The sequence below is a fragment of the Brachybacterium sp. GPGPB12 genome (assembly GCF_038396325.1).
GTDB lineage: Bacteria > Actinomycetota > Actinomycetes > Actinomycetales > Dermabacteraceae > Brachybacterium > Brachybacterium conglomeratum.
In genome coordinates this window covers 1,993,871-2,016,403 of sequence record NZ_CP149573.1, presented here as the reverse complement: position 1 = coordinate 2,016,403, position 22,533 = coordinate 1,993,871, and the positions used below count along the sequence as shown (strand labels likewise).

20 protein-coding genes, 1 tRNA gene and 4 pseudogenes are annotated in these 22,533 nt (G+C 73.1%); 10 read left to right on the top strand and 15 right to left on the bottom strand.

Translation table 11 applies throughout. The features are described 5' to 3' along the window. Positions 1-214 precede the first annotated feature (214 nt). A pseudogene (locus WKH84_RS11710) lies at positions 215-1,374 on the bottom strand (LLM class flavin-dependent oxidoreductase). Between the two features lie 1,520 nt (positions 1,375-2,894). Here WKH84_RS11710 and WKH84_RS11705 point away from each other — a divergent pair. Further along, entirely contained in the window at positions 2,895-3,632 is a 738-nt protein-coding gene (locus WKH84_RS11705; RefSeq protein ID WP_341853786.1) for an alpha/beta fold hydrolase, read from the top strand. 37 nt (positions 3,633-3,669) lie between these two features. Here WKH84_RS11705 and WKH84_RS11700 read toward each other — a convergent pair whose 3' ends face one another. Genes WKH84_RS11700 through WKH84_RS11685 form a run of 4 tightly spaced genes read right to left on the bottom strand, consistent with a single transcriptional unit; the run spans position 3,670 to position 5,970 of the window. Then, positions 3,670-4,707 carry a MetQ/NlpA family ABC transporter substrate-binding protein gene (locus tag WKH84_RS11700; protein ID WP_341853785.1) on the bottom strand — a complete coding sequence of 346 codons (1,038 nt, stop codon included), beginning with the start codon at positions 4,705-4,707 and terminating at the stop codon, positions 3,670-3,672. Between the two features lie 45 nt (positions 4,708-4,752). Further along, positions 4,753-5,430, bottom strand: a complete 678-nt coding sequence (locus WKH84_RS11695) for a methionine ABC transporter permease (RefSeq protein ID WP_341853784.1) — start codon at positions 5,428-5,430, stop codon at positions 4,753-4,755. Continuing rightward, complete coding sequence (locus tag WKH84_RS11690; RefSeq protein ID WP_341853783.1) at positions 5,427-5,585, bottom strand: hypothetical protein; 159 nt, start codon at positions 5,583-5,585, stop codon at positions 5,427-5,429. Before WKH84_RS11690 ends, WKH84_RS11695 begins: the two co-directional genes overlap by 4 nt. Further along, positions 5,569-5,970, bottom strand: a complete 402-nt coding sequence (locus WKH84_RS11685; protein ID WP_341856871.1) for an ATP-binding cassette domain-containing protein — start codon at positions 5,968-5,970, stop codon at positions 5,569-5,571. The genes WKH84_RS11690 and WKH84_RS11685 overlap by 17 nt, the downstream gene beginning before the upstream one ends. 56 nt (positions 5,971-6,026) lie before the next feature. Between WKH84_RS11685 and WKH84_RS11680 the strand changes: the two genes are divergently transcribed. Then, the gene (locus WKH84_RS11680; protein WP_341853782.1) at positions 6,027-6,185 is read left to right on the top strand and encodes a hypothetical protein; all 159 of its coding nucleotides are present in this window, start codon (positions 6,027-6,029) and stop codon (positions 6,183-6,185) included. A gap of 81 nt (positions 6,186-6,266) precedes the next feature. Here the strand turns inward: WKH84_RS11680 and WKH84_RS11675 are convergent, their stop codons facing one another. After that, positions 6,267-6,815 carry an OsmC family protein gene (locus WKH84_RS11675; protein ID WP_341853781.1) on the bottom strand — a complete coding sequence of 183 codons (549 nt, stop codon included), beginning with the start codon at positions 6,813-6,815 and terminating at the stop codon, positions 6,267-6,269. A 93-nt stretch (positions 6,816-6,908) separates the two neighbouring features. Here WKH84_RS11675 and WKH84_RS11670 point away from each other — a divergent pair. Continuing rightward, positions 6,909-7,972, top strand: a pseudogene (locus WKH84_RS11670) (Rv2578c family radical SAM protein). A 126-nt stretch (positions 7,973-8,098) separates the two neighbouring features. On the opposite strand, the gene WKH84_RS11665 reads toward WKH84_RS11670, so the two are convergent. From WKH84_RS11665 to WKH84_RS11640, 6 genes and pseudogenes are all read right to left on the bottom strand, one after another. Beyond that, a complete protein-coding gene (locus tag WKH84_RS11665) occupies positions 8,099-9,670 on the bottom strand; it encodes a hypothetical protein (protein WP_341853780.1) in 1,572 nt (523 codons plus the stop codon). Between the two features lie 75 nt (positions 9,671-9,745). After that, positions 9,746-10,711 (bottom strand): hypothetical protein, encoded by a 966-nt coding sequence (locus WKH84_RS11660; RefSeq protein WP_341853779.1) that lies wholly within the window; start codon positions 10,709-10,711, stop codon positions 9,746-9,748. A gap of 579 nt (positions 10,712-11,290) precedes the next feature. Then, a tRNA-Ser gene (locus WKH84_RS11655) sits at positions 11,291-11,375 on the bottom strand. 21 nt (positions 11,376-11,396) lie between these two features. Next, the gene (locus WKH84_RS11650) at positions 11,397-11,843 is read right to left on the bottom strand and encodes a substrate-binding domain-containing protein (protein WP_341853778.1); all 447 of its coding nucleotides are present in this window, start codon (positions 11,841-11,843) and stop codon (positions 11,397-11,399) included. Beyond that, positions 11,746-12,216, bottom strand: a complete 471-nt coding sequence (locus tag WKH84_RS11645) for a hypothetical protein (protein WP_341853777.1) — start codon at positions 12,214-12,216, stop codon at positions 11,746-11,748. Before WKH84_RS11645 ends, WKH84_RS11650 begins: the two co-directional genes overlap by 98 nt. Positions 12,217-12,418: 202 nt before the next feature. Next, a pseudogene (locus WKH84_RS11640) lies at positions 12,419-12,523 on the bottom strand (LacI family DNA-binding transcriptional regulator); the annotation flags it as partial. Positions 12,524-12,736: 213 nt separating this feature from the next. On the opposite strand from WKH84_RS11640, the gene WKH84_RS11635 reads away from it, so the two are divergent. The 7 genes from WKH84_RS11635 to WKH84_RS11605 all read left to right on the top strand — a co-directional run bounded on the left by WKH84_RS11635 (position 12,737) and on the right by WKH84_RS11605 (position 18,495). Next, on the top strand, positions 12,737-14,683 hold the full coding sequence (locus tag WKH84_RS11635; RefSeq protein WP_341853776.1) for an HAD-IA family hydrolase: 1,947 nt from the start codon (positions 12,737-12,739) through the stop codon (positions 14,681-14,683). Continuing rightward, positions 14,680-15,324 carry a hypothetical protein gene (locus WKH84_RS11630; RefSeq protein ID WP_341853775.1) on the top strand — a complete coding sequence of 215 codons (645 nt, stop codon included), beginning with the start codon at positions 14,680-14,682 and terminating at the stop codon, positions 15,322-15,324. Before WKH84_RS11635 ends, WKH84_RS11630 begins: the two co-directional genes overlap by 4 nt. Before the next feature lie 90 nt (positions 15,325-15,414). Then, positions 15,415-15,606, top strand: a complete 192-nt coding sequence (locus WKH84_RS11625; RefSeq protein WP_341853774.1) for a hypothetical protein — start codon at positions 15,415-15,417, stop codon at positions 15,604-15,606. Positions 15,607-15,634: 28 nt separating this feature from the next. Further along, the gene (locus WKH84_RS11620; protein WP_341853773.1) at positions 15,635-16,591 is read left to right on the top strand and encodes an ABC transporter ATP-binding protein; all 957 of its coding nucleotides are present in this window, start codon (positions 15,635-15,637) and stop codon (positions 16,589-16,591) included. An 11-nt stretch (positions 16,592-16,602) separates the two neighbouring features. Continuing rightward, complete coding sequence (locus tag WKH84_RS11615) at positions 16,603-16,809, top strand: hypothetical protein (RefSeq protein WP_341853772.1); 207 nt, start codon at positions 16,603-16,605, stop codon at positions 16,807-16,809. After that, complete coding sequence (locus WKH84_RS11610) at positions 16,767-17,432, top strand: ABC transporter ATP-binding protein (RefSeq protein WP_341853771.1); 666 nt, start codon at positions 16,767-16,769, stop codon at positions 17,430-17,432. The genes WKH84_RS11615 and WKH84_RS11610 overlap by 43 nt, the downstream gene beginning before the upstream one ends. 148 nt (positions 17,433-17,580) lie before the next feature. Continuing rightward, complete coding sequence (locus WKH84_RS11605) at positions 17,581-18,495, top strand: energy-coupling factor transporter transmembrane component T (RefSeq protein WP_341853770.1); 915 nt, start codon at positions 17,581-17,583, stop codon at positions 18,493-18,495. Between the two features lie 133 nt (positions 18,496-18,628). Here WKH84_RS11605 and WKH84_RS11600 read toward each other — a convergent pair whose 3' ends face one another. The 3 genes and pseudogenes from WKH84_RS11600 to WKH84_RS11590 form a co-directional block, all read right to left on the bottom strand. After that, positions 18,629-18,742, bottom strand: coding sequence for a methionine/alanine import family NSS transporter small subunit (locus WKH84_RS11600; protein ID WP_010549314.1), 114 nt, complete (start codon positions 18,740-18,742; stop codon positions 18,629-18,631). Beyond that, positions 18,718-20,562, bottom strand: coding sequence for a sodium-dependent transporter (locus tag WKH84_RS11595; RefSeq protein WP_341853769.1), 1,845 nt, complete (start codon positions 20,560-20,562; stop codon positions 18,718-18,720). The genes WKH84_RS11600 and WKH84_RS11595 overlap by 25 nt, the downstream gene beginning before the upstream one ends. Positions 20,563-20,902: 340 nt before the next feature. Beyond that, positions 20,903-22,495, bottom strand: a pseudogene (locus WKH84_RS11590) (PTS ascorbate transporter subunit IIC). Between the last annotated feature and the right edge of the window lie 38 nt (positions 22,496-22,533).

The following is a 22,533-nucleotide window of genomic DNA, read 5'->3' as shown; positions in this document are numbered from 1 at the left end:
GCGGACAGGGCGAGCAGGCGGAACGTGTCGGTCATGGGGGGTCTCTCTCGGGGAGCGCCGGGCGGCGGGGGGCATGGGGCGGAGCGTGGCGGGAGCTTTTGCGCCCGCGAGGACCGATGGCGGGCCGAGCATCGGTCCTCCGCGCAGCAAAGGCGCGTGGACGGCGGCCCGGGGTCGACCGCAGGGGTCGTCGGGCCCGGATGGCCGCGCCCGGTCAGCGTCGGGCGTCCTCGGCGCGCAGGCCGGTCCAGTTGTCGCCGGTCTCGAACTTGTAGCTGTCGTCGAAGGCGCCGTGCTCCGCCTCCGCGGCGGCGACCCGGCTGGCGTGGGTGGGCGCCTCGGGGACGTCGGCGGGCTTGCGGGCCTCGAGCTCGCGGCGCGACGACGGGGACGACCTCGGTGCCCAGCGGCTCGATCTGCTCCAGGACCGTCTTCTGCGGCGACCCCGCGTGGTCCAGGAGGAACATCTGGCGCTGGTAGTCGCCGACGTGGTCTGCCATGGTCAGGTAGCGCTCCACGACCTGCTCGGGGGAGCCGACGGTCAGCGGGGTCTGCGCGGTGAAATCCTCCATCGAGGGGCCGCCGCCGTAGACGGGGGCGTTGTCGAAGTAGGGGCGGAACTCGTTCCACGCGTCCTGGGAGTTCTTGCGCATGAACGCCTGGCCGCCGAGGCCCACGTAGGCCTGGTGCGCCTTGCCGTGGCCGTAGTGCTCGTACCGCTCGCGGTACAGCCGCACCATCTGCTTGGTGTGGCTCATGGGCCAGAAGATGTTGTTGTGCAGGAAGCCATCGCCGTAGTACGCGGCCTGCTCGGCGATCTGCGGGGAGCGGATCGAGCCGTGCCACACGAAGGGCGCGACGCCGTCCAGCGGGCGCGGGGTGGAGGTGAACTGCTGCAGCGGCGTGCGGAACTGGCCCTCCCAGTTCACGACGTCCTCGGTCCACAATCGGCGCAAAGAGGTCGTAGTTCTCGATCGCGATCTCGATGCCCTTGCGGATGTCCTACCCGAACCAGGGGTAGACCGGGCCGGTGTTGCCGCGGCCCATCACCAGGTCCACGCGGCCGCCGGTGAGGTGCTGCAGCATCGCGTAGTCCTCGGCGATCTTCACCGGGTCGTTGGTGGTGATCAGTGTGGTCGCGGTGGAGAGGATGATCTTCTCGGTCTGCGCGCCGAGGTAGGCGAGGGTGGTGGTGGGGGAGGAGGTGACGAAGGGCGGGTTGTGGTGCTCGCCGATCGCGAAGACGTCCAGGCCCACCTGCTCGGCGAGCCTGCCCATCTCGATCATGTTCCTCAGGCGCTCGTTCTCGGTGGGCACCTTCCCGGTCATGGGATCGGGGGTGATGTCGGCGATGGTGAAGATTCCGAACTGCATGGCAGGCTCCTTGAGGTGCGTCGCGGGCATCCGGGAGGGCAGTGGCGAGGTTCCGCCCGGACCCGCCGAGAAGATGCTGCAAATTTAAACTATCTCGGACGAGCTGGCAAGGACGGGGTGATCCCGGTCGCCTCGGAGCGGGCCCTGTGGACCCCGGCGAGCCCGCGGTCTGCGCGTCAGTGCCCACCGGACGACGGGCAGGTGCGAGGATGGCGAGCCATGACCTCCACGAGCATCGAGACCCTGCTGGACGCGACCCGACTGGCCGCGCTCGAGACCACCGCGGGAGGCAGGATCGTGGCGAAGGTGTCCGGCCTAGACCAGAAGGGCACCTCCTATCGCGGCTCCCTGGTCGAGATCGACGGGGACCGCCTGCTCCCGCTCACCCGCGGAAGCGCCTCCGTCGGCGCCGTGGCCCTCGCTGAGGACGGCACCACCTACTTCACCGCGAAGCGCGCGGGCGAGGACGGCGAGGAGTCCGAGGACCCGCGGCTCTGGGCGCCGCCCGCCCGCGGCGAGGCGCGCGAGCTCGCGAACCGTCCTGGCGGATTCGGCGGCCTCGTCGTCGCCGGACGCCACCTGGTCACCGAGCTCGAGATCCACTCCCAGGCGGCCGACGAGGCCGAGCACGCCGAGCTCAGCGCGACGCGGAAGAAGGCCAAGGTCAGCGCCGCCTTCCACACCGGCTTCCCGACCCGCTACTGGGATCACGACCTCGGCCCCACCCGCCCGGTCCTCGCCATCGCCGCCCTGCCCGAGGACCTCGCCGACGCCGAACGCACCGCCGCGCCCACGGCCGACGGGGCCGACGCGGACGAGGACGCCCCCACCCAGGTCCTCCACTTCCGCCACGTCACCATGCCGCCCGGACGCCTCGAGGCCTGGACCGCGGACCGCACCGGTGAGCAGGCCCTCGTCGCCATGGCCGATTCCCGCGACGACCGCCTCGCCGTCACCGACCTCTACCTCCTCGACCTCGTCGGTGCCCAGCCACCGCGACTGCTGCGGGAGGGCTCGAACGAGATCGAGTACGGCCCCGGCGAGTTCAGCCCCTCCGGCGACCGAGTCCTCATCGGCCGCCACCGCCACTGGACGCAGACCGCCTCGCTCCATGCAGGTGTCGAGTCGCTCGACCTCGCCACCGGCGAGTCCGCTCCCGTCTGGCCCGAGCTGGACCACTGGGTCGACCCCTTCTGGCTGGACGAGAACACCCTGGTCGCCACCTCCGACGACACCGGTCGCGGCTCCGTCTGGATCGGTGACGTCAGCGACGCCGCGCCGCGCCGCCTCGCCGGCGGCCCCGGCCAGGACCTCGCCTTCTCCGGTCTCTCCATCGCCGGCCGCGAGATCATCGCGTCCGCCTCCGGCATCAGGGTCGCCCCGCACCCGGTGCGGATCGACCGCGGCGCCGGCGCCGTCGAGGAGTCGCCGAACCCGGCCGACGTCCTCGTCCAGTCGGGCACGCTCACCGAGGTCACCGCGCAGGCCGAGGACGGCACGGCGCGCGCGCCTGGTCGCGCGTGCCCGACGGCAAGGGGCCGCACCCGCTGGTCGTCTTCGCCCATGGCGGCCCCTGGGGTTCCTGGAACGCCTGGACCTACCGCTGGAACCCCGGCCCCTTCGTCGATGCCGGCTACGCGGTGCTCGCGCCGGACCCCGCGATCTCCACCGGCTACGGCCAGTCCATGATCGACCGCGGCCAGCACGAGCTCGGCGGCGCCCCGTTCACCGACATCATGGCGCTCACCGACCGGGCGATCTTGCGCGAGGACATCGACGAGGCCCGCACGGCCTTCGCCGGCGGCTCGTACGGCGGATACATGGCCAACTGGGTCGCCGGGCACACCGGGGATCGGTTCCGCTGCATCGTCACCCACGCCTCGCTGTGGGACACCGAGTCCATGGGCCGCACCACCGACAACGCCGCCTGGCACCGGCCGATGCTCGCCCAGAACGCGCGCTTCAACCCGCGCGACTTCGTGGGCGAGATCGTGGTGCCGATGCTCGTCATCCACGGCGACAAGGACTACCGCGTCCCGATCGCGCAGGGTCACGCCCTCTGGCACGACCTCCACGAGTACTCCGCCACCCCGCGCGACGCGCAGGGCCGCGACCGCCACCGCTACCTCTACTTCCCCGACGAGGGGCACTGGATCCAGGGGCGCGGCAACGCGCAGGTCTGGTACGAGACCTTCCTCGGCTTCCTCGATACGCACGTGCGCGGGACGGCCTGGGAGCGCCCGGCGACGCTGGGCTGAGAGGCGTGATGACGACGAGCCTGATCCCCGGCACCGGTCAGAACGAGGGGATCAGCGTGGCGCTGTGCTCGTCCTCGAGGAAGGTGCGCACCGCATCGGAGGTCATCGCCCGCTGCGGCGCCTGGATCTTCGCGGAGTCCCTGTTGTCCTCGCGGGCGACGAGCGAGATCGCGAAGCGCTGGTCCACCGTCTCCTCGAGCAGCAGGGCGTCGGCCGGGGTCAGGCCCACCTTCGAGATGTAGGTGGGGTAGTTGTAGACGAGCGCGATCCCGTCCTCGTCGTAGGCGGAGGCGAGGTTCAGCAGGTCCACCTGCACGAACTCGAGCGCGAGGGGGTTGTCGACGATGTCGGCGACCCTCCCCTCGAAGCCGGCGTCCTCCGGGAGGGAGAGCAGGCCGTGCTCGTGCAGGATCGCGAGCGCGCGCCCCTCGTTGGAGACGTCGTTCGGGATCGCGACCTTCGCGCCCTCGGGGATCTCCTCGGTGCTCGTGTACGCCTTGGAGTAGTAGCCGACCTTCGCGTCGTAGATCGCGGCGAGCTTCACCAGCTCCGTGCCGTTCTCCTCGTTGAAGGTGGTCATGTACGGCTCGTGCTGGGCGAAGTTCGCATCGACCTTTCCGTCGGCGAGCGGCCGGTTGTACTGCACGTTGTCGCTGACCTGCACGAGCTCGACGGTGTAGCCCTCCTCCGCGGCGACGGTCGCGGCGGTGGTGACCACGTCGGTCATCGGCGGGAGGTGCGAGGCGACCTTGATCAGGGGGTCGCCGCCGCCGTCGGACGCGCCGCCCTGACCGGAGTCGGAGCCGCCGCCGACTCCGCAGGCCGCGAGGCCCAGCGCCGCGCCACCGGCGAGGGCCGACAGGCCGACGGCGCGGCGGGTCGGCAGGCCGCCGGACGGGCGGACGGCGCTGCGAGAGAAGGGGGGGAGGGGTCGCCGACGGGCCGGGGCGCCTCGGCACGGCGGGAGGGGGAGCGGCGAGCGGAGGGAGCCACGGGATGTCTCGTTCCTGGAGGTGGGGGTCGGGGAGGTGAGGCCGGGGCCTGCGGGACTGCGGGTCGCTCGGCTGTCGGGCACGAGCGCTGCGGTCGTCGGGCGGACCCGTCGGCCGGAGGGGCGCGGTCAGCGCCCCCGTCGGTCCAGGGCGCGGGAGAGCGGCGTCCCTGCGCCCTGGATGAGCATCACGGCCACGATCATCAGCACGATCGTGGCGTACATGAGGTCGTACTCGTAGGTCTGGTAGCCGTAGCGGATCGCGAAATCGCCCACTCCGCCGCCGCCCACGACGCCCATGATCGTGGAGTAGCTGACCATCGAGATCGTCACCGTGGTCAGGCTCAGCACCAGACCGGAGCGCGCCTCGGAGTACAGGAAGCGGGTCACCAGCTGCAGCGGGCTCGCACCGAGGGAGCGGGCGAGCTCCACGGTCTGCTCGGGCACGTCCAGCAGGGTCTGCTCCGAGAAGCGGGCGTAGAGCGCGGCGGCGACGAAGGCGAGCGGCACGGAGGCGGCGGTGGTGCCGAAGGAGGTCCCCACCAGCCAGCGGGTGAAGGGGATCAGCGCGACCACGAACAGCAGGAAGGGCACCGAGCGCACCACGTTGACGTAGACGTTCAGCGCCGTGTGCGCCCAGCGCCGCTCGTACGGGCCGTCGGGGCGGGCCAGGTACAGCATCGTCCCCAGCGGCAGGCCGACGAGCACCGCCGCGAGCAGCGAGTTGCCGATCATGTACCCGGTCTCGACGATCGAGGTGATGATCTCGCCGCGGTACTCGGAGAGGCGCGCGAGCAGGTCGTTCATGCGAGGAACTCCGCGGCGCGCTCCGCGTAGGCGCCGGTGCGCTCGCGCGGTGGCGGGGGAGTGATGTCGGTGAGCGCGGCGATCCGGCCCCGCTCGAGCACGACGGCCCGCTCGCAGGAGCTCTTCACGGTCTCCAGCTCATGGCTGACCAGCACGATCGTGGTGGAGAGCTCGTCGCGCACCGCGCGCGACGACGTCCATCACCTCGCCCGTGTGGCCGGAGTCGAGGGCCGAGGTCGGCTCGTCGCAGAGCAGGATCCGCGGCTGGGTCACGAGGGCCCGCGCGATGGCGACACGCCGCTTCTCGCCGCCGGAGAGGCGTGCGGGATGCGTGTCCCGGTGGCCGGTCATCCGCACGAACTCGAGCATCTGCATCGCCCGCTCGCGGCCGCGCCGGCCCTGCATGCGCGCGGAGTGCGACGTTCTCGAGGACGGTCGAGTTCGCGAGCAGGTTGAACTGCTGGAACACCATGCCGATGTCCCGCCGCCGCTCGCGCGCGCGCGGGCCGACAGGGCGCCCTGGTCCTCGCCGTCGACCAGGACGGTGCCGGAGGTGGGCGCCTCGAGATGGTTGATCAGCCGCGACGAGGGTGGACTTGCCGGAGCCGGATTCGCCCACCACTCCGACCATCTCGTTCTCCGCGATCGTCAGGTCGATGCTGTCCAGCGCGGTCACGGTGGTGCGGCCCTGGGTGAAGGTCTTGCTGACCTGGTGGAACTCGATCATCGGCTCTCGGGGAGGGGAGGGCCCGTGAGCGGGCTCGACATGGAGAGCGCCCGACGGGAAAGGTGAATCAAGCCTATCCAGCCGGTGGGTCAGCGCGTTATGCGGTGCGTCACGGAACCCTCGTCACCGAGACGTCCCCGCCGCCGGCGAGCGGCTTCGAGACCGGGCAGCGGGCATGCGCCGCCTCGATCAGCGCCTGCGCCTCCTCGGCGGGCAGTTCGTCGATCCCGATCTCCGCGCGCGGCGCGAAGCGGTAGCCGCCGGCGGGATCGCGCAGCAGGTCCACCTCGACGCTCACCCGGCTCGCCACCCGGTGCCCGTGCTCGCGCGCGACCACCTTCAGCGTCTCGCCGAGACAGGTGGACCAGGAGGCCGCCAGCAGCTGCTCGGGATCGAACCCGGCCGCCTCGGCCGACGGGCCGCCCGTCGGCGGCGTGATCGCGCCGTCCGGGCCGGCCGCGGTCGCGGCGAGCTCGACGGCTCCGGCGCCCTCGATGACCACCTCTCCCGCAGTGCCGCCGCGGTTGCGCACCTGTGCGGTGTACAGCGCCTCCTCGGCGGCGCTCGGTGCGGGCGGAGCGGGCGGTGCCTGCGCGGCGTGCGGCGCGGGGCCGTCGGCCGTGGGCGCTCCGTTCTGCGGGGTGGGATCGGTCGCCATCGTCCCAGGCTAGTCCCGCGGGGAGGGGCGGCGGGTGGTCGCGGTGCGCCGTCGGCCTTGACTGCAGTTCGAACGCATGTTCGACTATCGGGCATGCGGTGGAGCGGACAGGAGATCGGCCCGGGGCCGGAGCGGCAGGCGGGTGCGCCCGCGGCCGCTGGGCCTGTCCGGCCTGGTGCGCGACGTGACCACGCCCGAGTTCCAGGGCGTCACCTTCCACGAGGTCACCGCGAAGTCCGCGCTGAACCGCGTTCCCGCCGCCAGCTCGATGCCCTTCGAGTGGACGGTGAACCCGTATCGCGGTCGCTCCCACGCCTGCGTGTACTGCTTCGCGCGCGACACCCACCGCTATCTCGACCTCGACGCGGGCGCGGACTTCGACCAGCAGGTGATCGTGAAGGTCAACGTCGCCGAGGTGCCGCGGGCCGAGCTCGCCCGTCGCTCCTGGAACGGGGACCTCGTCGCGCTCGGCACCAACACCGACCCCTACCAGCGCGCCGAGGGCCGCTACCGGCTCATGCCCGGGATCATCGACGCGCTCGCCGAGTCGCGCACGCCGCTGTCGATCCTCACCAAGGGCACCCTCTTTGCGCCGTGACCTGCCGCGGCTCGAGCAGGCCGCCCGGCGCGTCCCCGTGGACCTCTCGATGTCGATCGCCGTGTTCGACGACGCGCCGCAGAAGGCCGTCGAGCCCGGCACCCCCACCACCGCTGCCCGGCTCGCGACCGTGCGCGCCGCGGCCGACGCCGGCTTTGCCGTCACCGTCTTCCTGATGCCGATCATGCCCTGGCTGACCGACTCGGACGCGCGACTCGACGACGCGCTCGCCCGGATCGCCGAGGCGGGCGCCTCTCGCGTCGTGTTCGGGGCGCCGCATCTGCGGCCGGGGGCGAAGGAGTGGTTCCTCGAGTGGATCCAGCGCGAGCACCCGCACCTGGCCACGGGGTACCGCCGCTTCTACGGCGGCTCCTCCTACGCCCCGGCGAGCTACCGCGCCCAGCTGGCCCGGCGCATGCGGCCCCTGCTGCGGCGGCACGGCCTGGACGCGCGGGAGGACGAGGACCAGCCGGAGCGTCGCCTCGCCTGGGGGTCCGCGCGTCGGCCCACCTCGCCGCCGTCCGCCCTCGACCCGATGCCGCGACCGGCCCTGTTCTGACGGAGGCGACCGTCTCGGCGCGCCTCGGCAACTCTCCCCGCTCCGCACTCGGCCCGAAGCCCCGGCCCGCACTGTGCACGGCCACGGATCCTGCGCCGCGGCGCGGCGGCGCGCCGGCCGGTCGACTCAGGCGACGGCGTCGGGCGCGGCGGACCAGGTGTCGCAGCCGCGCGCGGCGACGCCCTCGCTGCCCTTTCCCTGCCCCACCCACACCGCACGGGCCTCGGGGCTCGGCTCCCCGGCGGTCGCGGGCGCGGCCTGTGCGTCGACCGAGGTCACGAAGCTCTCCACCCTGTCGGCGGGACGGATCCCCTCGGGCATCCGGTAGACGGCCGCGGAGGCGAGGCACGAGACCTGCAGGTCGTACCGGCGCTGGGACTCCTCGGCGCGCTCCGGCTCCTCGGCCAGGGAGATCAGCGGCGTCCCGAAGTAGTCGTCCAGCGAGACGGCGCTCATCGCGAACAGCGCGTAGGAGTAGGAGAGGTGCCACATGTACAGCCGCGGCACCTCCTCCGCGGCGGTGTTCGAGAAGCCGGGATCCCAGGCCGCGGGCCAGTACAGCGTGTTGTCGGCCTGGCACACCACGGGCGTCGCCTCGGAGAAGCGCGCCGGATCGCAGGCCGAGTCCTCGGGCGCGCATCGACGCTGTAGACGACGACGTCGGGACCGGTGAACTCGACCCCGACCGCGCCGAGCGCCTCGCCCCAGCTGGCCTCGAGGCAGGCGGCCCCGATCTCGAGATATCCGGTCAGCTCCTCCGGTGCGAGTGCGCCGCCGTCGGTCGGCGGCGGCTCGCAGTCGGTGGGGGCCTGCGGCGTCGCCTCCTGCGGCGGGTTCTCGGCGAGGACCTGCTCGAGGTCGTCGGCGGTGCCGGTGGGCTGCTGCCCCTCCTCGAGCGGCGCGCCAGACGCCGGGCTCGGCCTGGGCGGGGCGCTCGAGGACTCCGCGGCGGGGGTCGGCTCGGCCTCGCGGTTGCCGAGCCACACCGCGGTCAGGCCGCCGCCCACGCCCAGCGACAGGAGCGGCCTTGCGACCGAAGGCGATCGCCGGCACCAGCAGTCCGCGCCGGCGAGGCCCGGTCGCGTCGATCCCGGGCGGGGCGCCGGGCGGGGCGGGGGCGGAGACCGACGGACTCCCGTCGGCCGGTCGCGCTCCCTGCGAGGGCGAGCCCTGCGGTCGCGCGACGGGCGGCGGCGTGCCGGTCGATCGCGCGGCCGACGGCGTGGCCGAGGGAGCTCCGCCGGGACGGGCGGAGGACGGCTCCGCCGGCGGGGCCGGCGACTGTCGCGTCGGCGAGGTCGGGGACCGCCGTCCCGAGGCGGTCGACGCGGCGGGGTATTCGAAGCGGGGCCGCTGGTCGAAGCGCTGGATCGGGCCGGTGTCGGGCAGGAAGGGCCTGCCGCCGGGGGAGTGGTCGAACAGGCCGCCTCCGGGGCGGCGCACCACGGTGTCGTCGTCGGAGTCCGAGAGCGGGACCTCGTGGACCAGCGCGTTCCCGTCGGCCTCCCGGGGTGGTTCCTCGCGCGACACGGTGTCGTCCTCGGGCAGGTCCTCGCCGGAGCCGACCGGGCCGGCCCCCTCGGCGTCGCCCGGGCGGTGATCGGTCGGGGCCCATTCCGAGGGCGTGCCTCGGACGGTGCCCTCGAGGTCGGGATCCGCCGGGGAGCCGGTCCCGGCCTCGCCGCGCTGATCGCTCATCGTCCTCCTTCCCTCAGGGCCCGGTGGTCGGCGGCTCCTCCGCCGGACGCCCGGCGCCGTGGCCGAGCCGTCCGCTCAGGAGACCGTCTCGGTCTCCGCCGTCCAGGTGTTGCACGTCGCGAGGTCGCCGCCCGAGTCGAAGCCCGCCGAGATCCAGCGCGCCCGGGTCTCCGGCGTGATGTCGTTCGGCGGCTCCCCAGCCTCCCAGGCGTCGGGCGAGCCGAGCGCGTCCCGCGGCTCCTGGCTGGGCTGTGCGGCGCTGGGGACCTGCATCGACGCGGCCGAGGCCCAGCAGAGCCACTGCAGCGAGTTGCGGCGCCAGGCGTCGTCGAACGCCTCCGGGTCGGTGTCCTCGTACTGGTCGCGCGACTCGCCCTGGTAGAACACCAGCGTGCTGTTCCAGCTGGCGGCGTTGGAGTACATGTAGGCGAGGTCCCACAGGTAGGCGCCGGGGACGTGCGCCTCGTCCTCGAAGTCCGTCGCGGTGCCGTAGCCCACGGGCCAGTAGATCGTGGAGTCGAGGTTGCACATGCGCGGGAAGTCCTCGGCGAAGGTGTCCGCCTCGCAGCTGGAGGACGAGGGGACGTCCGGCCAGGTGTAGACCACCACGTCGGGCGCGGTCCAGGGCGACCCGCGGTCGGAGCTCGCGACCGACCACACCTGGTTCAGGCACCCCGAGGCCGCATCGAGCACGGCCTGGAGCCGCTCCTGCGACGGCGAGGTCGGGGTGGCAGGCGGCTCGCACTCGCCCACGTCCGGCAGGCCGCCCTCGGTGAGGGGGTTGTCCTGCATGACGCCCAGGAGCTCCTCGGGCGTGGCCTCGGGGAACTCCCCGAGTCCCAGCACCTTGAACTCGGAGTAGTCGGACGCCTCGGTCGTCGGGGTCTCCTCGGCGGAGGCATTCCCCTCGTCGCTGGAGGAGGCCTCCGAATCGCTCGGCTCGACGGAGTCCGACGTCGTCGTGGGGTCGCCGGCGACGGGCTCCGGGTCGCCGCGGCGGAGCACGAGGAACCCGATCCCTCCGCCGACCACGAGGATCATCGCCGCGATGCGGCTCGCCGCGACCGCGATCAGCCCCCAAGGCCGCTTCTGCTTGCGGGGCGGGAGGTCGCACGCCGGGGCCCTGCCCGTAGCCGGGGCCCTGGGACGGCTGCGACGGCGGCTGCTGCCACTGCGGCGACTGCCACGGCCCCTGGGGCGGGCCGCCCGACGGCGAGGCGGCGGGGCCGCTGCGGGCCGGGAGCCGACTGATGCGGAGGCTGGGCCCACGGTGGTGTGTTCTGCGGCTGACCGGCGCCGCCCTGACCGGGGGAGTTCGGCGGTCCGCTCGGATGCCTGGAGCCGTCCTGGGGACCGCCCGGCCCCTGTCCGTGCTGGCCGGCCCCGTCTCCCGGGCCGCCGCATCCTGCGTTCGACATCTGGTTCCCCTCGCCTCCGCCGCCGCACTGCCGCCGCGCCGCTGGTGTGCAGGATATCCGGGCAAGTCGCCAGGGGAGAGCGTTCCACGTGCGGGGGAAGGGGCAGGGCCGCGGGTGCCCGGGCCGAGCGGCCACGGCGACCGCATATGCGGAAAGACCCCTGCCCGGCGAGCGAACTCGCTGGTCAGGGGTCTTTCTCCGGCGGAGGATGGGGGATTTGAACCCCCGAGGGCGTTAACCCAACACGCGTTCCAGGCGTGCGCCATAGGCCGCTAGGCGAATCCTCCAGCGCTCGTGAAGAGCGATGATCAGAGTACCCGACAGCCCAGGCCTGCGCGAACCGAGCGGGCACAGGTCACATTCGGCTCGTTCGCGACGGCGTCGCGGCGATGGTCAGGTACCGGCGCGTGGTGTACCGATGTGCCTATAGAGGCATAGCGGCACGCCACGCGCCAGTGCTCGACACTCATGGGGAGGCGGGTCCGGGGCCGGTGGAGTCGCGGATGCGCGGCACGGGCTCGGCGATGCTGCGGGAGTCCGTGCGTCGGCCCTCGCGCCGCTCCTGCGAGCATCCGCGCCGCGATCCGCCCCATCTCCTGCCGGGGCTGGTTCACGCTGGTCAGGTGCGGCCGGACGGTGAGCGCGACGGCGGAGGAGTCATAGCCCACCACGCTCAGCCGCTCCGGCACCGCCACCCCGAGATCGGCGGCGCGGTGCGACACCCGCACCGCGGCGATGTCGTTCGCGGCGAACACCGCCGTCGGGGCGTCCTCGGCGCCGCGCCGCGGCTCGCGCAGCGAGCAGGTCGATGCCGTCGTCGGCCGAGTCCGGGCCGATCGCAGCGACCGCGTCGGCGAGCCCGAGCCGCGCCGTCTCGGCGAGGAAGCCGGTGCGCCGCGCGGCGGGTCCGGGCCGGGAGGAGAGGGTCACGTGCGCGAGGCGACGGTGCCCGGCCGTGACGAGATGCCGCACCGCGAGCGCGGCCCCGGCGGTGTCGTCGGTGATCACCGCATCCGTGCCCGGCACCGGGTCCTGCATCCGCCCGATCACCACCACCGGCACCGAGCGCGCCGCCTGCTCGAGCGCCTCCGGCGGCGACCACGTGGTCACCGCGATGATCCCGTCCACCTCGAGGTCCAGCAGGCGCCGCAGGCCGCCGCTCCATGTGCGCGGTGTCCCGCCTCCCGTGGGCGATCACGACCCCCGCCCCGAGCATCTCGGCGCTCTCCTCGATCCCGGCGATGACGTCGGTGTGGTACGGGTTCCCGAGGTCCGTGGGGAGCACCCCGAACAGCGTCGTCGCCCGCCTCCGTCGTCCGTAGCCGAGTCCTCGCGCGGCCTCCCGCACGCGCCGGCGGGTCGTCGGCGCGATGCCGGGGCGGTCGTTCAGCGCCATCGACGCGGCGGCGGAGGAGACCCCGGCCGCACGCGCCACGTCGGCCAGGCTCGGGCGCTTCCCGGAAGTGGTCACGACACCGGTCTAGCAGTGCCGAGTGCGGTGCTGACCGGCGGGTCTGAAGGTTTTCAGTCCCGGACCCGAAGGCGTGCCGACGGGTTCACCTTCCGTTCACGGGGTGCGCCCCGATGCCGCCTAGCGTCGAGGTCATCGGCCCTGCGCCGCCCCGCTCCTCCCCGTCGAAGGACCTCCGTGACCACTGCGCCCCGCACCCTCGATCCCGCCTCGTCCGCCCTGCTGCCCGTCGGCGACGGGGTCCCGGCGCCGCCCGCCCCCGCGGCGCTGCTGCTGGACTTCGGCGGCGTGGTCGTCACGACCGTCCCTCGCGTGACCTGGGCGCAGGAGCTCGCCGAGGCCGTCGTCGCCCGGTCCGCGACGCTCGGCGCCCGGCTCGATCCGGCGGCGGTCGCGGAGTCGCTGCGCGCGGGCCGCACCGCCCTGTCGATGTGGAAGAACGCCGCCTCCCGCCGCCTCGCCCCGCGTGAGCTGGCCCCGGCCGAGATCGTCGGCGACTTCCTGCTCGCCGACCTCCCGGACCCGGTGCGACGCACCCTCGCCCTCGACGCCGGAGAGCCGCTCGCGACGATGGCGACGATGGTCTCCGAGCACCACCAGCGCCCGGGCATCGACGAGCCGCTCGCCGAATGCGCCACGCGCCGCCTCCCGCTCGGGATCGTCTCCAACGCCCACTCCGGCCGGGCGCACCGCGCGATCCTCGCCGATCTGGGGCTGGACCGCTTCTTCGGCGTGCAGGTGTATTCCGACGAGGTCGGGATCCGCAAGCCGCACCCGGGCATGATCCGCCTGGCCGCGGAGGGGCTCGGCGTCGCTCCGCAGCAGACCTGGTACGTCGGCGACACCCTCGACCGGGACGTGGTCGCCGGGCGCCGCGCCGGGGTCGGCGCCGTGGTGATCACCCGCGACCGACGCACCGACACCCCGCCGTTCCGCATCGCCGAGGCTCCCGACCTCGTGCTCGAGACCCCGGAGGGGCTGATCGTCCCAGCGCGCGCCGCGCTCGATTCCGCGGCGTCCGAGCGCGGCACGGCCGGCGGGCCGACGAGGGCGACCGCGCCGGGCACGGAGCCGTCCGGCGGCGGCCCGTCGGCCGCGCCGCCGCCGTCGGCCGCCTCGGCCGGTGCCGCACCCACCGCCCCGCGCCGCGGGCGACCCGCCGTGCTCCTGGACCACGGCGGCGTGATCACGCTGTCCACCCCGAAGCCCTCCCGGAACGAGGAGGTCGGCGCGCTGATCGTCGAGCTCTCCGAGCGCATCGGCCACCCGATCGACCTCCCCACCGCCGCGCGTGCCGTGGCCGACGGCTGGGAGCGGCACCGCGCCCGCAAGCGCACCCGCGACGGCCGCGCCCTGGACGCCCGTGACCTCGACACCGCCGCCGACCCCGCGCACCGCCACGACGAGATCGACCCGGCCGTGCTGTGGGGCGACCTCGTGGGGGAGGGGTCGCCCGAGCCGCTGCGCGCCGCGCTGCGCCTGGACGGCGCGCGACTCTCCCTCGCCCTGCACCGCGCGAAGTCCCTGCCCGCACCCCGCCCCGGCGCGCTCGAGCTGATCCGCTGGTGCCGCGAGCAGGGCATCGTCGTCGGCATCGTCTCCAACACGATCTCCGGCCGCGGCGTGCGCGAGATCCTCGCCCGCTACGGCGTGCTCGCCGACCTCGGCCCCTCCGCCTACTCCGACGAGATCGGGGTGCGCAAGCCCGGTCGCGAGATCTTCGAGGCCGCGCTCGCGGGGCTCGAGACCGAACCCGCCGATGTCGTCTACGTCGGCGACAAGACCGTCAACGACGGCCGCGGCGGCAAGGACGCCGGCATCGGCACCGTCTGCCTCGCTGCGCGGCGGCAAGGACTCCGACGAGTCGCTCGAGGAGGCGCTCGCGAACGGTCTCGCCGACCACCTCCTCGACTCCCCGGACGCGCTCATCGAGCCGCTCGTCGAGCGCCTGCGCGAGGCCGCGCGTCCGTCGCCCGCGGCGGAAGCGCGCGAAGACCACCCCCTGATCCCGGTGCCCGCGCGGCACCGTCGTCCCCCGTACCCTCGCCGACCGTCCCTGCGACCCGCTTCCCCGGCCGCAGTCCGTCCAGCTCGTCCCGAACCACTCGAAGGAGACCCCCGTGACCACCCAGAACCCTCCCCGTCCTGCCGAGGACGAGCGCCGCGGCGCCCTCCGCGGCACCATCGACGGGGTGCGCGCCCAGCTGTCCACCTCGCAGAAGCTCATGATCTTCGTGCTGTCGATGTCGCTGTTCGGCCTGTCGAACATCATCCTGGAGATCATCCCGGACCCCTCGATCGGCCCCGTCGACATCTCCGTGTCCTACATGGTGTTCGTGCCGCTGACGATCGCGGCGCTGTTCTCCCCGTTCTGGGCCGCGCTCGGAGCCCCGCTCGGCGAGATCGTGTTCACCGACCTGCTGATGGGTGACTTCTCGGGCCTCGCCGAGGTCGAGGGCTACCTGCAGATGTTCCTCGCCGTGTTCATCGCCGGCTCCCTGATCCGCAACCCCCGCTCCAGGGGGCAGATCGCGCTCGGCGCGATCGTGCTGGTGCTCGTGGACAAGATCCTCTCCGCGATCGTGGACCTCTCCAAGGTGTGGATCGGCGTGGAGGACGCGGAGTTCGTCGAGGGCCTGCCCGAGTCGATGCTGGCGCTCGAGCTCCTCGGCCTCGGCGTGGACGTGCTGATGTCCGGCATCCTGCTCGGCGCGATCCCCGCGATGTGGCTGATCCCGGCGCGCACGGGAAGATCGAGCCGCTGATGGGCATGCGCCCCCGCGTCCCCGGCGAGCCGATCCCCGGCCAGGCCCGGATCTCCGGCACTTTCGTCGGCTTCGCGGTCTTCGCTCGGAGTGGCGAGCTTCGGCTTCGCCTTCCTCGAGGCGTTCGACATCTCCGCCGGCGCCTTCGAACCGGACTTCATCGACCGGTTCGGCGACTGGTTCCTCCTCGTCTCCGTGCTCGCGATCGCCGTGGTCCTGGGGATCGCGTTCCTGCTCTTCCGCCGCGCGCAGTCCTCGCGGGAGACCGCGGACCGCGCCTGAGCGACGACCCCAGAACCCGGAGACCCTGATGCAGACCGTTCCCCCGACCACCGCCCCCGCCCCGGCACCCGCTGGCGACGGGAGGGCGGAGCCCGTGATCCGCGTGAAGGACCTGTCCTTCCGCTACCCGGGCACCGACCGCGACACCCTGCGCAACGTCGACCTCACCATCGAGCGCGGCGACTTCGTGGCGGTGGTCGGGGGCAACGGCTCCGCCAAGACCACCCTGTGCAAGACCTTCAACGGCCTGGTCCCGCACTACTGGAACGGCGACTTCGCCGGAAGCGTGCACGTGGACGGGGTCGACACCTGGGACTCGTCCGTCGCGGAGCTCTCCAGCCGCGTCGGCTACGTCTACCAGGACTTCCAGAACCAGCTGGTGCGGCCGACGGTCCGCGACGAGGTCGCCTTCGGCCCGCTCAACTTCGGCCACGCCGACTACCGCGAGCGCACCGACGAGGCCCTCGAGCATCTCGGCATCGCCCATCTGCGCGACCAGTTCGTGTGGCGGCTCTCCGGCGGCCAGTCCCATCTCGTGGCCCTCGCCGCGGTGCTCGCCCTGCGCCCCGAGGTGATCGTCGTCGACGAACCCGTCGCCGAGCTCGATCCGGCCCGGGCCCGCGAGATCTACCTGCGGCGCGCGCGAGCTCAACGAGCGCGACGGCATCACCGTGATCACCATCGAGCACCACGCCGAGTTCATCGCGGAGTTCGCCCGCTCCGTGGTGCTGATGGCCGACGGCGCGCCCGTCTGGCACCTGCCCGTCCAGGAGGCGATGGACCGCCACGCGGACCTCGCCGCCCACGGCGTTCCCGCCCCGGACGCGGTCGCGCTCTCCTCTGCGGTCGGTGCGCGCCCGGTCGCGCTCGACGTCCCCTCCGCCGCCGCGGCCCTGCGGCCGGTGGCGCGAGAGCGGCCGGCGGGGAAGGCCGTCCCTGGGAACGCGCCTGCCGCCGGCGGGCCCGGCCGACCGCCGACCCGTGACGGGGCCGCCGATGCTCGCTGCGCACGCCGCGGCCGACCGACCGGCCGACGGGTCCGCGGCGCCCGCCGAGGTCGTCGCCACGGCGCGCGGGGTCCGCCACGGCTACCGCTCCGTCGCCGGCGACCTCTCCACCGTGCTTGACGACCTCGACCTCGACCTCCGGGCGGGGAGCGCGTGGCGCTGGTCGGCACCAACGGCGCCGGCAAGACCACGCTGATGAAGCCGCTGACCGGCCTGATCGTGCCGCGCGCGGGCACCGTCACGGTCGACGGGATCGACACTCGCACTCGCTCGGCCGCGAAGATGGCCGACCACGTCTCCTACCTCTACCAGCACCCCCAGCAGATGTTCCTCAAGGACACCGTGCGCGAGGACATCGCCCTGTTCCCGCGCGGGCGGAAGGTGCCCGACGCGGAGGCGATCGTCGAGAGGATCATCGAGGACGTGGGACTCTCCGGCCTCGCGGACCGCGACGGACGCTCCCTCTCCGGCGGCCAGCGGCGCCGCGCGACGCTCGGCATCGGCCTGGCCATGAGGCCCTCGCTGCGCTCCTCCTGGACGAGCCGACCTCGAGCCTCGACATCCGCTCCCGCGACGACGTCACCGCTATGCTCGCCGCGCTCGCAGAGACCGTGCGGCGCGCCGTCGTCGCCACCCACGACATGGAGCTCGTCGCCACCTGGGCGAGCCGCGTCCTCGTGCTCGACCAGGGGAAGGTGCTCGCCGACGTCACCCCGCGCGAGCTCTTCTCTCGCCCCGAGCTCACCGCCCGCACCCGGCTGGTCCCGCCGCAGGCCGCGCGCATCGCGCTCGAGCTGGGCCTGGATCCTCTGCCGCTGACCGCGGCCGAGCCGCGGCAATGGTCGCCGGAGCCCGCGGGAGCCGCTCGGGAGTCCGGCCCGCCGGCCGCGCCCGCACCGCCGTCTGCACCCGCGGAGCCGGACCCGTCGAACGTCCTCGTCGGCCCCACCGCGAAGGAGGTGCGCTGATGGCGCGCAAGACCCACGACGTGCTCAGCGTCGACTGGATCCGGCTCGAGCCGCTGCGCACCGCGTACTCGACCCGCGGCGGGCTGTTCTCGAGGATGGACCCGCGGATCGTGCTGGCCTGGTACCTGCTGATGGCGATCGCGCCCTGGCTCACCCATGACACCGGCGTCTTGCTGGTGCTGTTCGCGCTCGGCGTCGTCTCCGTGGCCCTCGCCCGGGTGGGGCCGCTGGTGCTGGGGCTGTTCCTCATCGGCCTGCTTGGCAACGTGATCGGCCTGTTCGCCGCGTCGTTCCTGTTCGGCGGGAACCTCGACACCCTCGTCGCGCTCGCCGAGCTGAACCTCAAGCTCGGCGCCGTCTCCATGGCCTCGATGGCCGCGTTCGTGTCCCTGGACCCGGAGAAGCTCTCCGACGCGCTGCTGTGGTTCCACGCCCCCGAGCCGCTCGCCTTCGGCGTCAGCTACGGCTACCGGATGCTTGCCGATCCTTGTGGACGAGTACGTGACCGTGTTCGAGGGACAGCGCCTGCGCCACGCTCCGGTGGACAGGCCGGGCCTGCTGGGCTGGCGGGTGGTGTGGCAGTGGTGCGTCCTCGCCGTCACCGCGTTCTACCCGATCATGCTCAACACCGCCAAGAACGTGCGCACGACGGTCGAGGCGCTCGAGACGCGCGGCTTCACCTACGGTGCCTCGAACCCTGCCGGACGCTCGCTGCGCCTGGCCTACCTGCGCGTCTCGGTGCTGGACCTCGTGGTGTTGCTGGTGAGCGCGGCGCTCGTCGTCGCCGCCTTCCCGCTCGGCGCGCGGATCCCCTGGCTCGGGTGAGGGGCCGGGCCGTCGGTTGCGGCCCGGGCACCCTCGTGGAGCCGGGATGGTCAGGAGATGGCGCAGGGGCGACCAGTACGCCTATATAGGCATAGTGGTCGCCCCTGCGCCATCGGCCGACAGGTTCGGCCGACGGGTCTGGCCGTCAGACGGGTCCGGTCGGCCGGAGCGGCCGACGGGATGCGTCCGCAGAGCCGGCCGAGGGGAGGCCTGCGGCCGAGCTCAGTCCTCCTCGCCCGCTTCGGGGTGGCGGCGGAGGTTGACGACGGCGGCGACGAGGCCGCCCCAGACGGTCACGATCGCGACGATCATCATGAGGATGGCGGGGACGGACATGATCCCTCCTGGGAACGGGCCGGTGCGGGACCGGCGGTGAGTCGTGCGGGCCGGCGCGGCGCCGGCGGGAGACGGGTCGAGCGGGGTCGAGCGGTAGTGCGGGGAGGAGCCGAGTGCGGCTCGTCGGGGACGAGGTGCCGGGCGGATCTCCGCCCGGCACCTCGCACCTCAGAAGCCGGCGGAGCGCGCTCGTGCGGCGTGGTCGCCTCGGAGGTGGTGACCAGGCCCTTGCCGGAGACGACCTCGGGGGCGATCGGGTCGCCGTCGGAGTCGTCCTTGTACAGGTTCGATCCGGCCGGCCACGGGATCAGCGAGAGGATCACCGCGACCACGACCAGGCCGATCGCCATCATCCAGCCGAACACGAAGTTGAACCAGCCCGGGTACCCCGAGTAGGTCGTGTCGCTGGTGACGAGATCGAGGGTGCCACCCACCAGCGAGACGCCGAGCACGAGCGGCGCGATGATCGCCACGCACGCGTACCACCAGCGACCGATGTGGAAGGAGCCGCGGAAGTTCAGGTGATCGCGCAGGGTGGGCATGCCGCGCACCACGAAGGCGACGATCAGCGAGGAGACCAGCGCCGCCGCGACGATGCCGTACTCGTTCGCCCACTTGTCCATCACGTCCAGCGGCGGCAGGCCCATGGTCGTGGAGAACAGGATCGTGGAGACCACCGCGATCGGCACGCACACCAGCAGGGTCGCGGAGACGCGGGCGAGGCCGAACTTGTCCTGGACCGCGGCGATCACGACCTCCACGATCGAGATCAGCGAGGTGAAGCCGGCCAGCACGAGCGAGCCGAAGAACAGCACGCCGATCAGCGCGCCGGCCGGGGCCTCGGAGATGATCGTGGGGAAGGCGATGAACGCGAGGCCCACACCGTCGGCGACGACCTCGTCGACCGCGACGCCCTGGGCCTGCGCCATGAAGCCCAGCGCCGAGAACACGCCGATGCCGCACAGGATCTCGAAGCTCGAGTTCGCGAACCCGACCACCAGGCCGGAGCCGGTGAGGTCCGTCTTCTTCTTCAGGTACGAGGAGTAGGTGAGCATGATGCCGAACGCCACCGAGAGCGAGAAGAAGATCTGCCCGTAGGCGGCGATCCACACTCCCGGCTTCGCGAGCGCGGCCCAGTTCGGTCGGAAGAAGGCGTCCAGGCCCTCGATCGCGCCGGGCAGGAACAGCGAGCGCACCACCAGGATGATGAACATGACGATCAGCAGAGGGATGAAGACGACCGAGGCGGCGGAGATGCCCTTCTGCACGCCGAGCGCCATCACCACGATCACCGCGACCCACACCACCAGCATGGAGATCAGCACTGCGGGGACGTAGTCGAAGGAGATCGCCACGTCGGCCCCGCCGAGGGCCTGGGTGTACTCGCCGAAGAAGCCCGCCGCCCCCTCGGGGTGCGAGTCCCAGCGCTGGTCGAGGGAGAAGATGGTGTAGTTCGTCGCCCACGCGAGGATCAGCGCGTAGTACAGGGCGATGATCAGGGCGATCAGCACCTGCCACCAGCCGATGAACTCGGTCCAGCGGCGGAAGCGGCGCCAGGCGGCGGGGGCGGAGCCGCGCCAGCGGTGCCCGATCGCGTAGTCGAGGAAGAGCAGCGGGATGCCCGCGGTCAGCGACGCGACGAGATACGGCAGGATGAACGCGCCGCCGCCGTTCTCGTAGGCGACCGCGGGGAAGCGCCAGATGTTGCCGAGGCCGACGGCGGAGCCGATGGCCGCGAAGATGAAGGCGGTGCGGCCGCGGAACGCACCGCGATCGGCGCTCCGGGTGGCGGCGCCGGCGGACGGGGTTGGTGCACTCACGATGAGCCTCCGGGTGAGCCGCGCCGGTCACGGCGCGGGGGAGAGAGGTCGACGACGTCGGCGACCCGGGGAAGATGCGCCGCCTGGGGGACGACGGCACGGCGGCCGCGGGAGACGGCCCTGGACCGCAGGGATGGGCGGTCCGATGCACGGCGCGGTGCGGGATCGCCGCGGGGCACCGTGGGGGGATCGTACCGTCCCGAGGGATGGACGCGCGCGGAGCGGAGTCGACCGCCGGGTCGTGCCCCGTGCGACGAATCGGGCGCGGTACCGCACCGCGCCGGCCCGGCCCGGCGCGCGACGGGGCGTCGCGACGCCGAGGGACCGGGCCTGCTCCGGGTCAGTCGGCGGGCGGCGGCGGGGGCGTCGGCGCGCCGACGGGCGGGGCGACCCGGGGGTGGGTCGTCCCCGAGCGGGCGGCGGTGCGGCCGTCGGCCGCGGCGCCCGACGACTCGTCGGCACGGCCGTCCGCTCCGGTCCCCGCGGCGGCGCCGACGGGGACGCGGGCGGGCGAGGGGTCCCAGCCGCCGTCGACCACGCGGCGCCGCATCAGGATCGCGCCGCCGAGGATCAGAGCGCCGACGACGACCAGCGGCCACGATCCCGGGCGAAGACCCCGGTGCGCGCCGAATAGCCGATGAGGATGCCGAACCAGCCGAAGTCGGTGTCGCCGAAGGTGGTGTTCGCGGAGCCGAACGTGCCCAGCACCTTCAGCAGCGACGCCGGCAGGAAGGTGACCAGCAGGCCGTTGACGAATCCGCCCGCGACCGCGCCGCGTCGGCCGCCGGTGGCGTTGCCGTACACGCCCGCCGCGCCGCCGGTGAAGAAGTGCGGGACCAGGCCCGGCAGGATCAGCGCGAGGCCGAGCACCGGGCCGAGCCACACGCCGAGCACCAGCAGGCCCACGAGCCCGCCCGCGAAGCTCGACAGGAACCCGATCAGCACCGCGTTCTGGGCGTAGGGGAACACGATCGGGGCGTCGAGGGCCGGGATCGCGCCGGGCACGACCTTCGCGGCAATGCCCTGGAAGGCGGGGACGAGCTCGCCGAGGATCGTGCGCACGCCGAAGAGGATCACGGCGACCGCGATGCCGAACTGGAGACCCTGGGTCACCGACTGCATGAGGTAGTTGCCCACCCCCGTCGCCCCGCCCTCGAAGGCGCCGAAGGCGGTCTCCTGTCCGGCCCGGGCGAGATACGCGACGGCGACCACGAGATACATCAGCACCATCGACAGGGCGGTGGCCACCATGGAGTCGCGCAGGAAGCGGAGCGACTCGGGGACCTTGAGGTCCTCGGTGGAGCGGCTGCGCCCCTTGGGGTCGACGAGTCGGCCGACGGCGCCGGCGGCGATGTAGCCCGCCGTGCCGAAGTGACCGATCGCGATCGAGTCGTCCCCGGTGATCCGCCGGGTCCAGGGCTGGGCGAGAGCGGGCAGGGCCACCATGAGGATGCCCAGCGGCACCGCGCCGAGCACCACCACGACCACGGTCGGCATCCCGGCCGAGGCCATCACGATCGTGATCAGGGTGGCCATGAACAGCAGGTGGTGGCCGGTGAGGAAGACGTAGCGCGCGGGGTGAAGCGGGCGAGCAGGATCGCGACCACGAAGCCGAGGATCATCAGCCAGGCGACCTGGGCGCCGAACTCCTCCTGCGCGATGCCCGCGATCGCCTCGTTGGTGGGGACCACGCCCTGGGCACCGAGCGCGCCCTGGATCATCACACCCAGCGGGGTGAGGGAGGCGGTGACGAGCGTGGCGCCCGCGCCGATGAGCAGGAAGCCGAGCACGGCCTTCAGGGCGCCGCCCGCGACCTGGCCGACGGACTTGCGCGCGCGATCAGACCGATCGCGGTGATGATGCCGATGAGATAGGCGGGGACGGAGAGCACCTCGTTGACGAGGAACTCGGCGACCGTGACGAGCACGTTCATGGTTCTTCTCCGGAGAATCGGGGGACGGGGGAGGGGTG

Excerpts from the sequence above, each read along its gene's own strand:
- WKH84_RS11695 (WP_341853784.1), bottom strand. The coding sequence starts at position 5,430 with ATGAACGACCTGCTCGCGCGCCTCTCCGAGTACCGCGGCGAGATCATC.
- WKH84_RS11675 (WP_341853781.1), bottom strand. The coding sequence starts at position 6,815 with ATGGCGACCGATCCCACCCCGCAGAACGGAGCGCCCACGGCCGACGGC.
- WKH84_RS11665 (WP_341853780.1), bottom strand. The coding sequence starts at position 9,670 with ATGAGCGATCAGCGCGGCGAGGCCGGGACCGGCTCCCCGGCGGATCCC.
- WKH84_RS11660 (WP_341853779.1), bottom strand. The coding sequence starts at position 10,711 with ATGATCCTCGTGGTCGGCGGAGGGATCGGGTTCCTCGTGCTCCGCCGC.
- WKH84_RS11620 (WP_341853773.1), top strand. The coding sequence starts at position 15,635 with ATGCAGACCGTTCCCCCGACCACCGCCCCCGCCCCGGCACCCGCTGGC.
- WKH84_RS11615 (WP_341853772.1), top strand. The coding sequence starts at position 16,603 with ATGCTCGCTGCGCACGCCGCGGCCGACCGACCGGCCGACGGGTCCGCG.
- WKH84_RS11605 (WP_341853770.1), top strand. The coding sequence starts at position 17,581 with ATGGCGCGCAAGACCCACGACGTGCTCAGCGTCGACTGGATCCGGCTC.
- WKH84_RS11600 (WP_010549314.1), bottom strand. The coding sequence starts at position 18,742 with ATGTCCGTCCCCGCCATCCTCATGATGATCGTCGCGATCGTGACCGTC.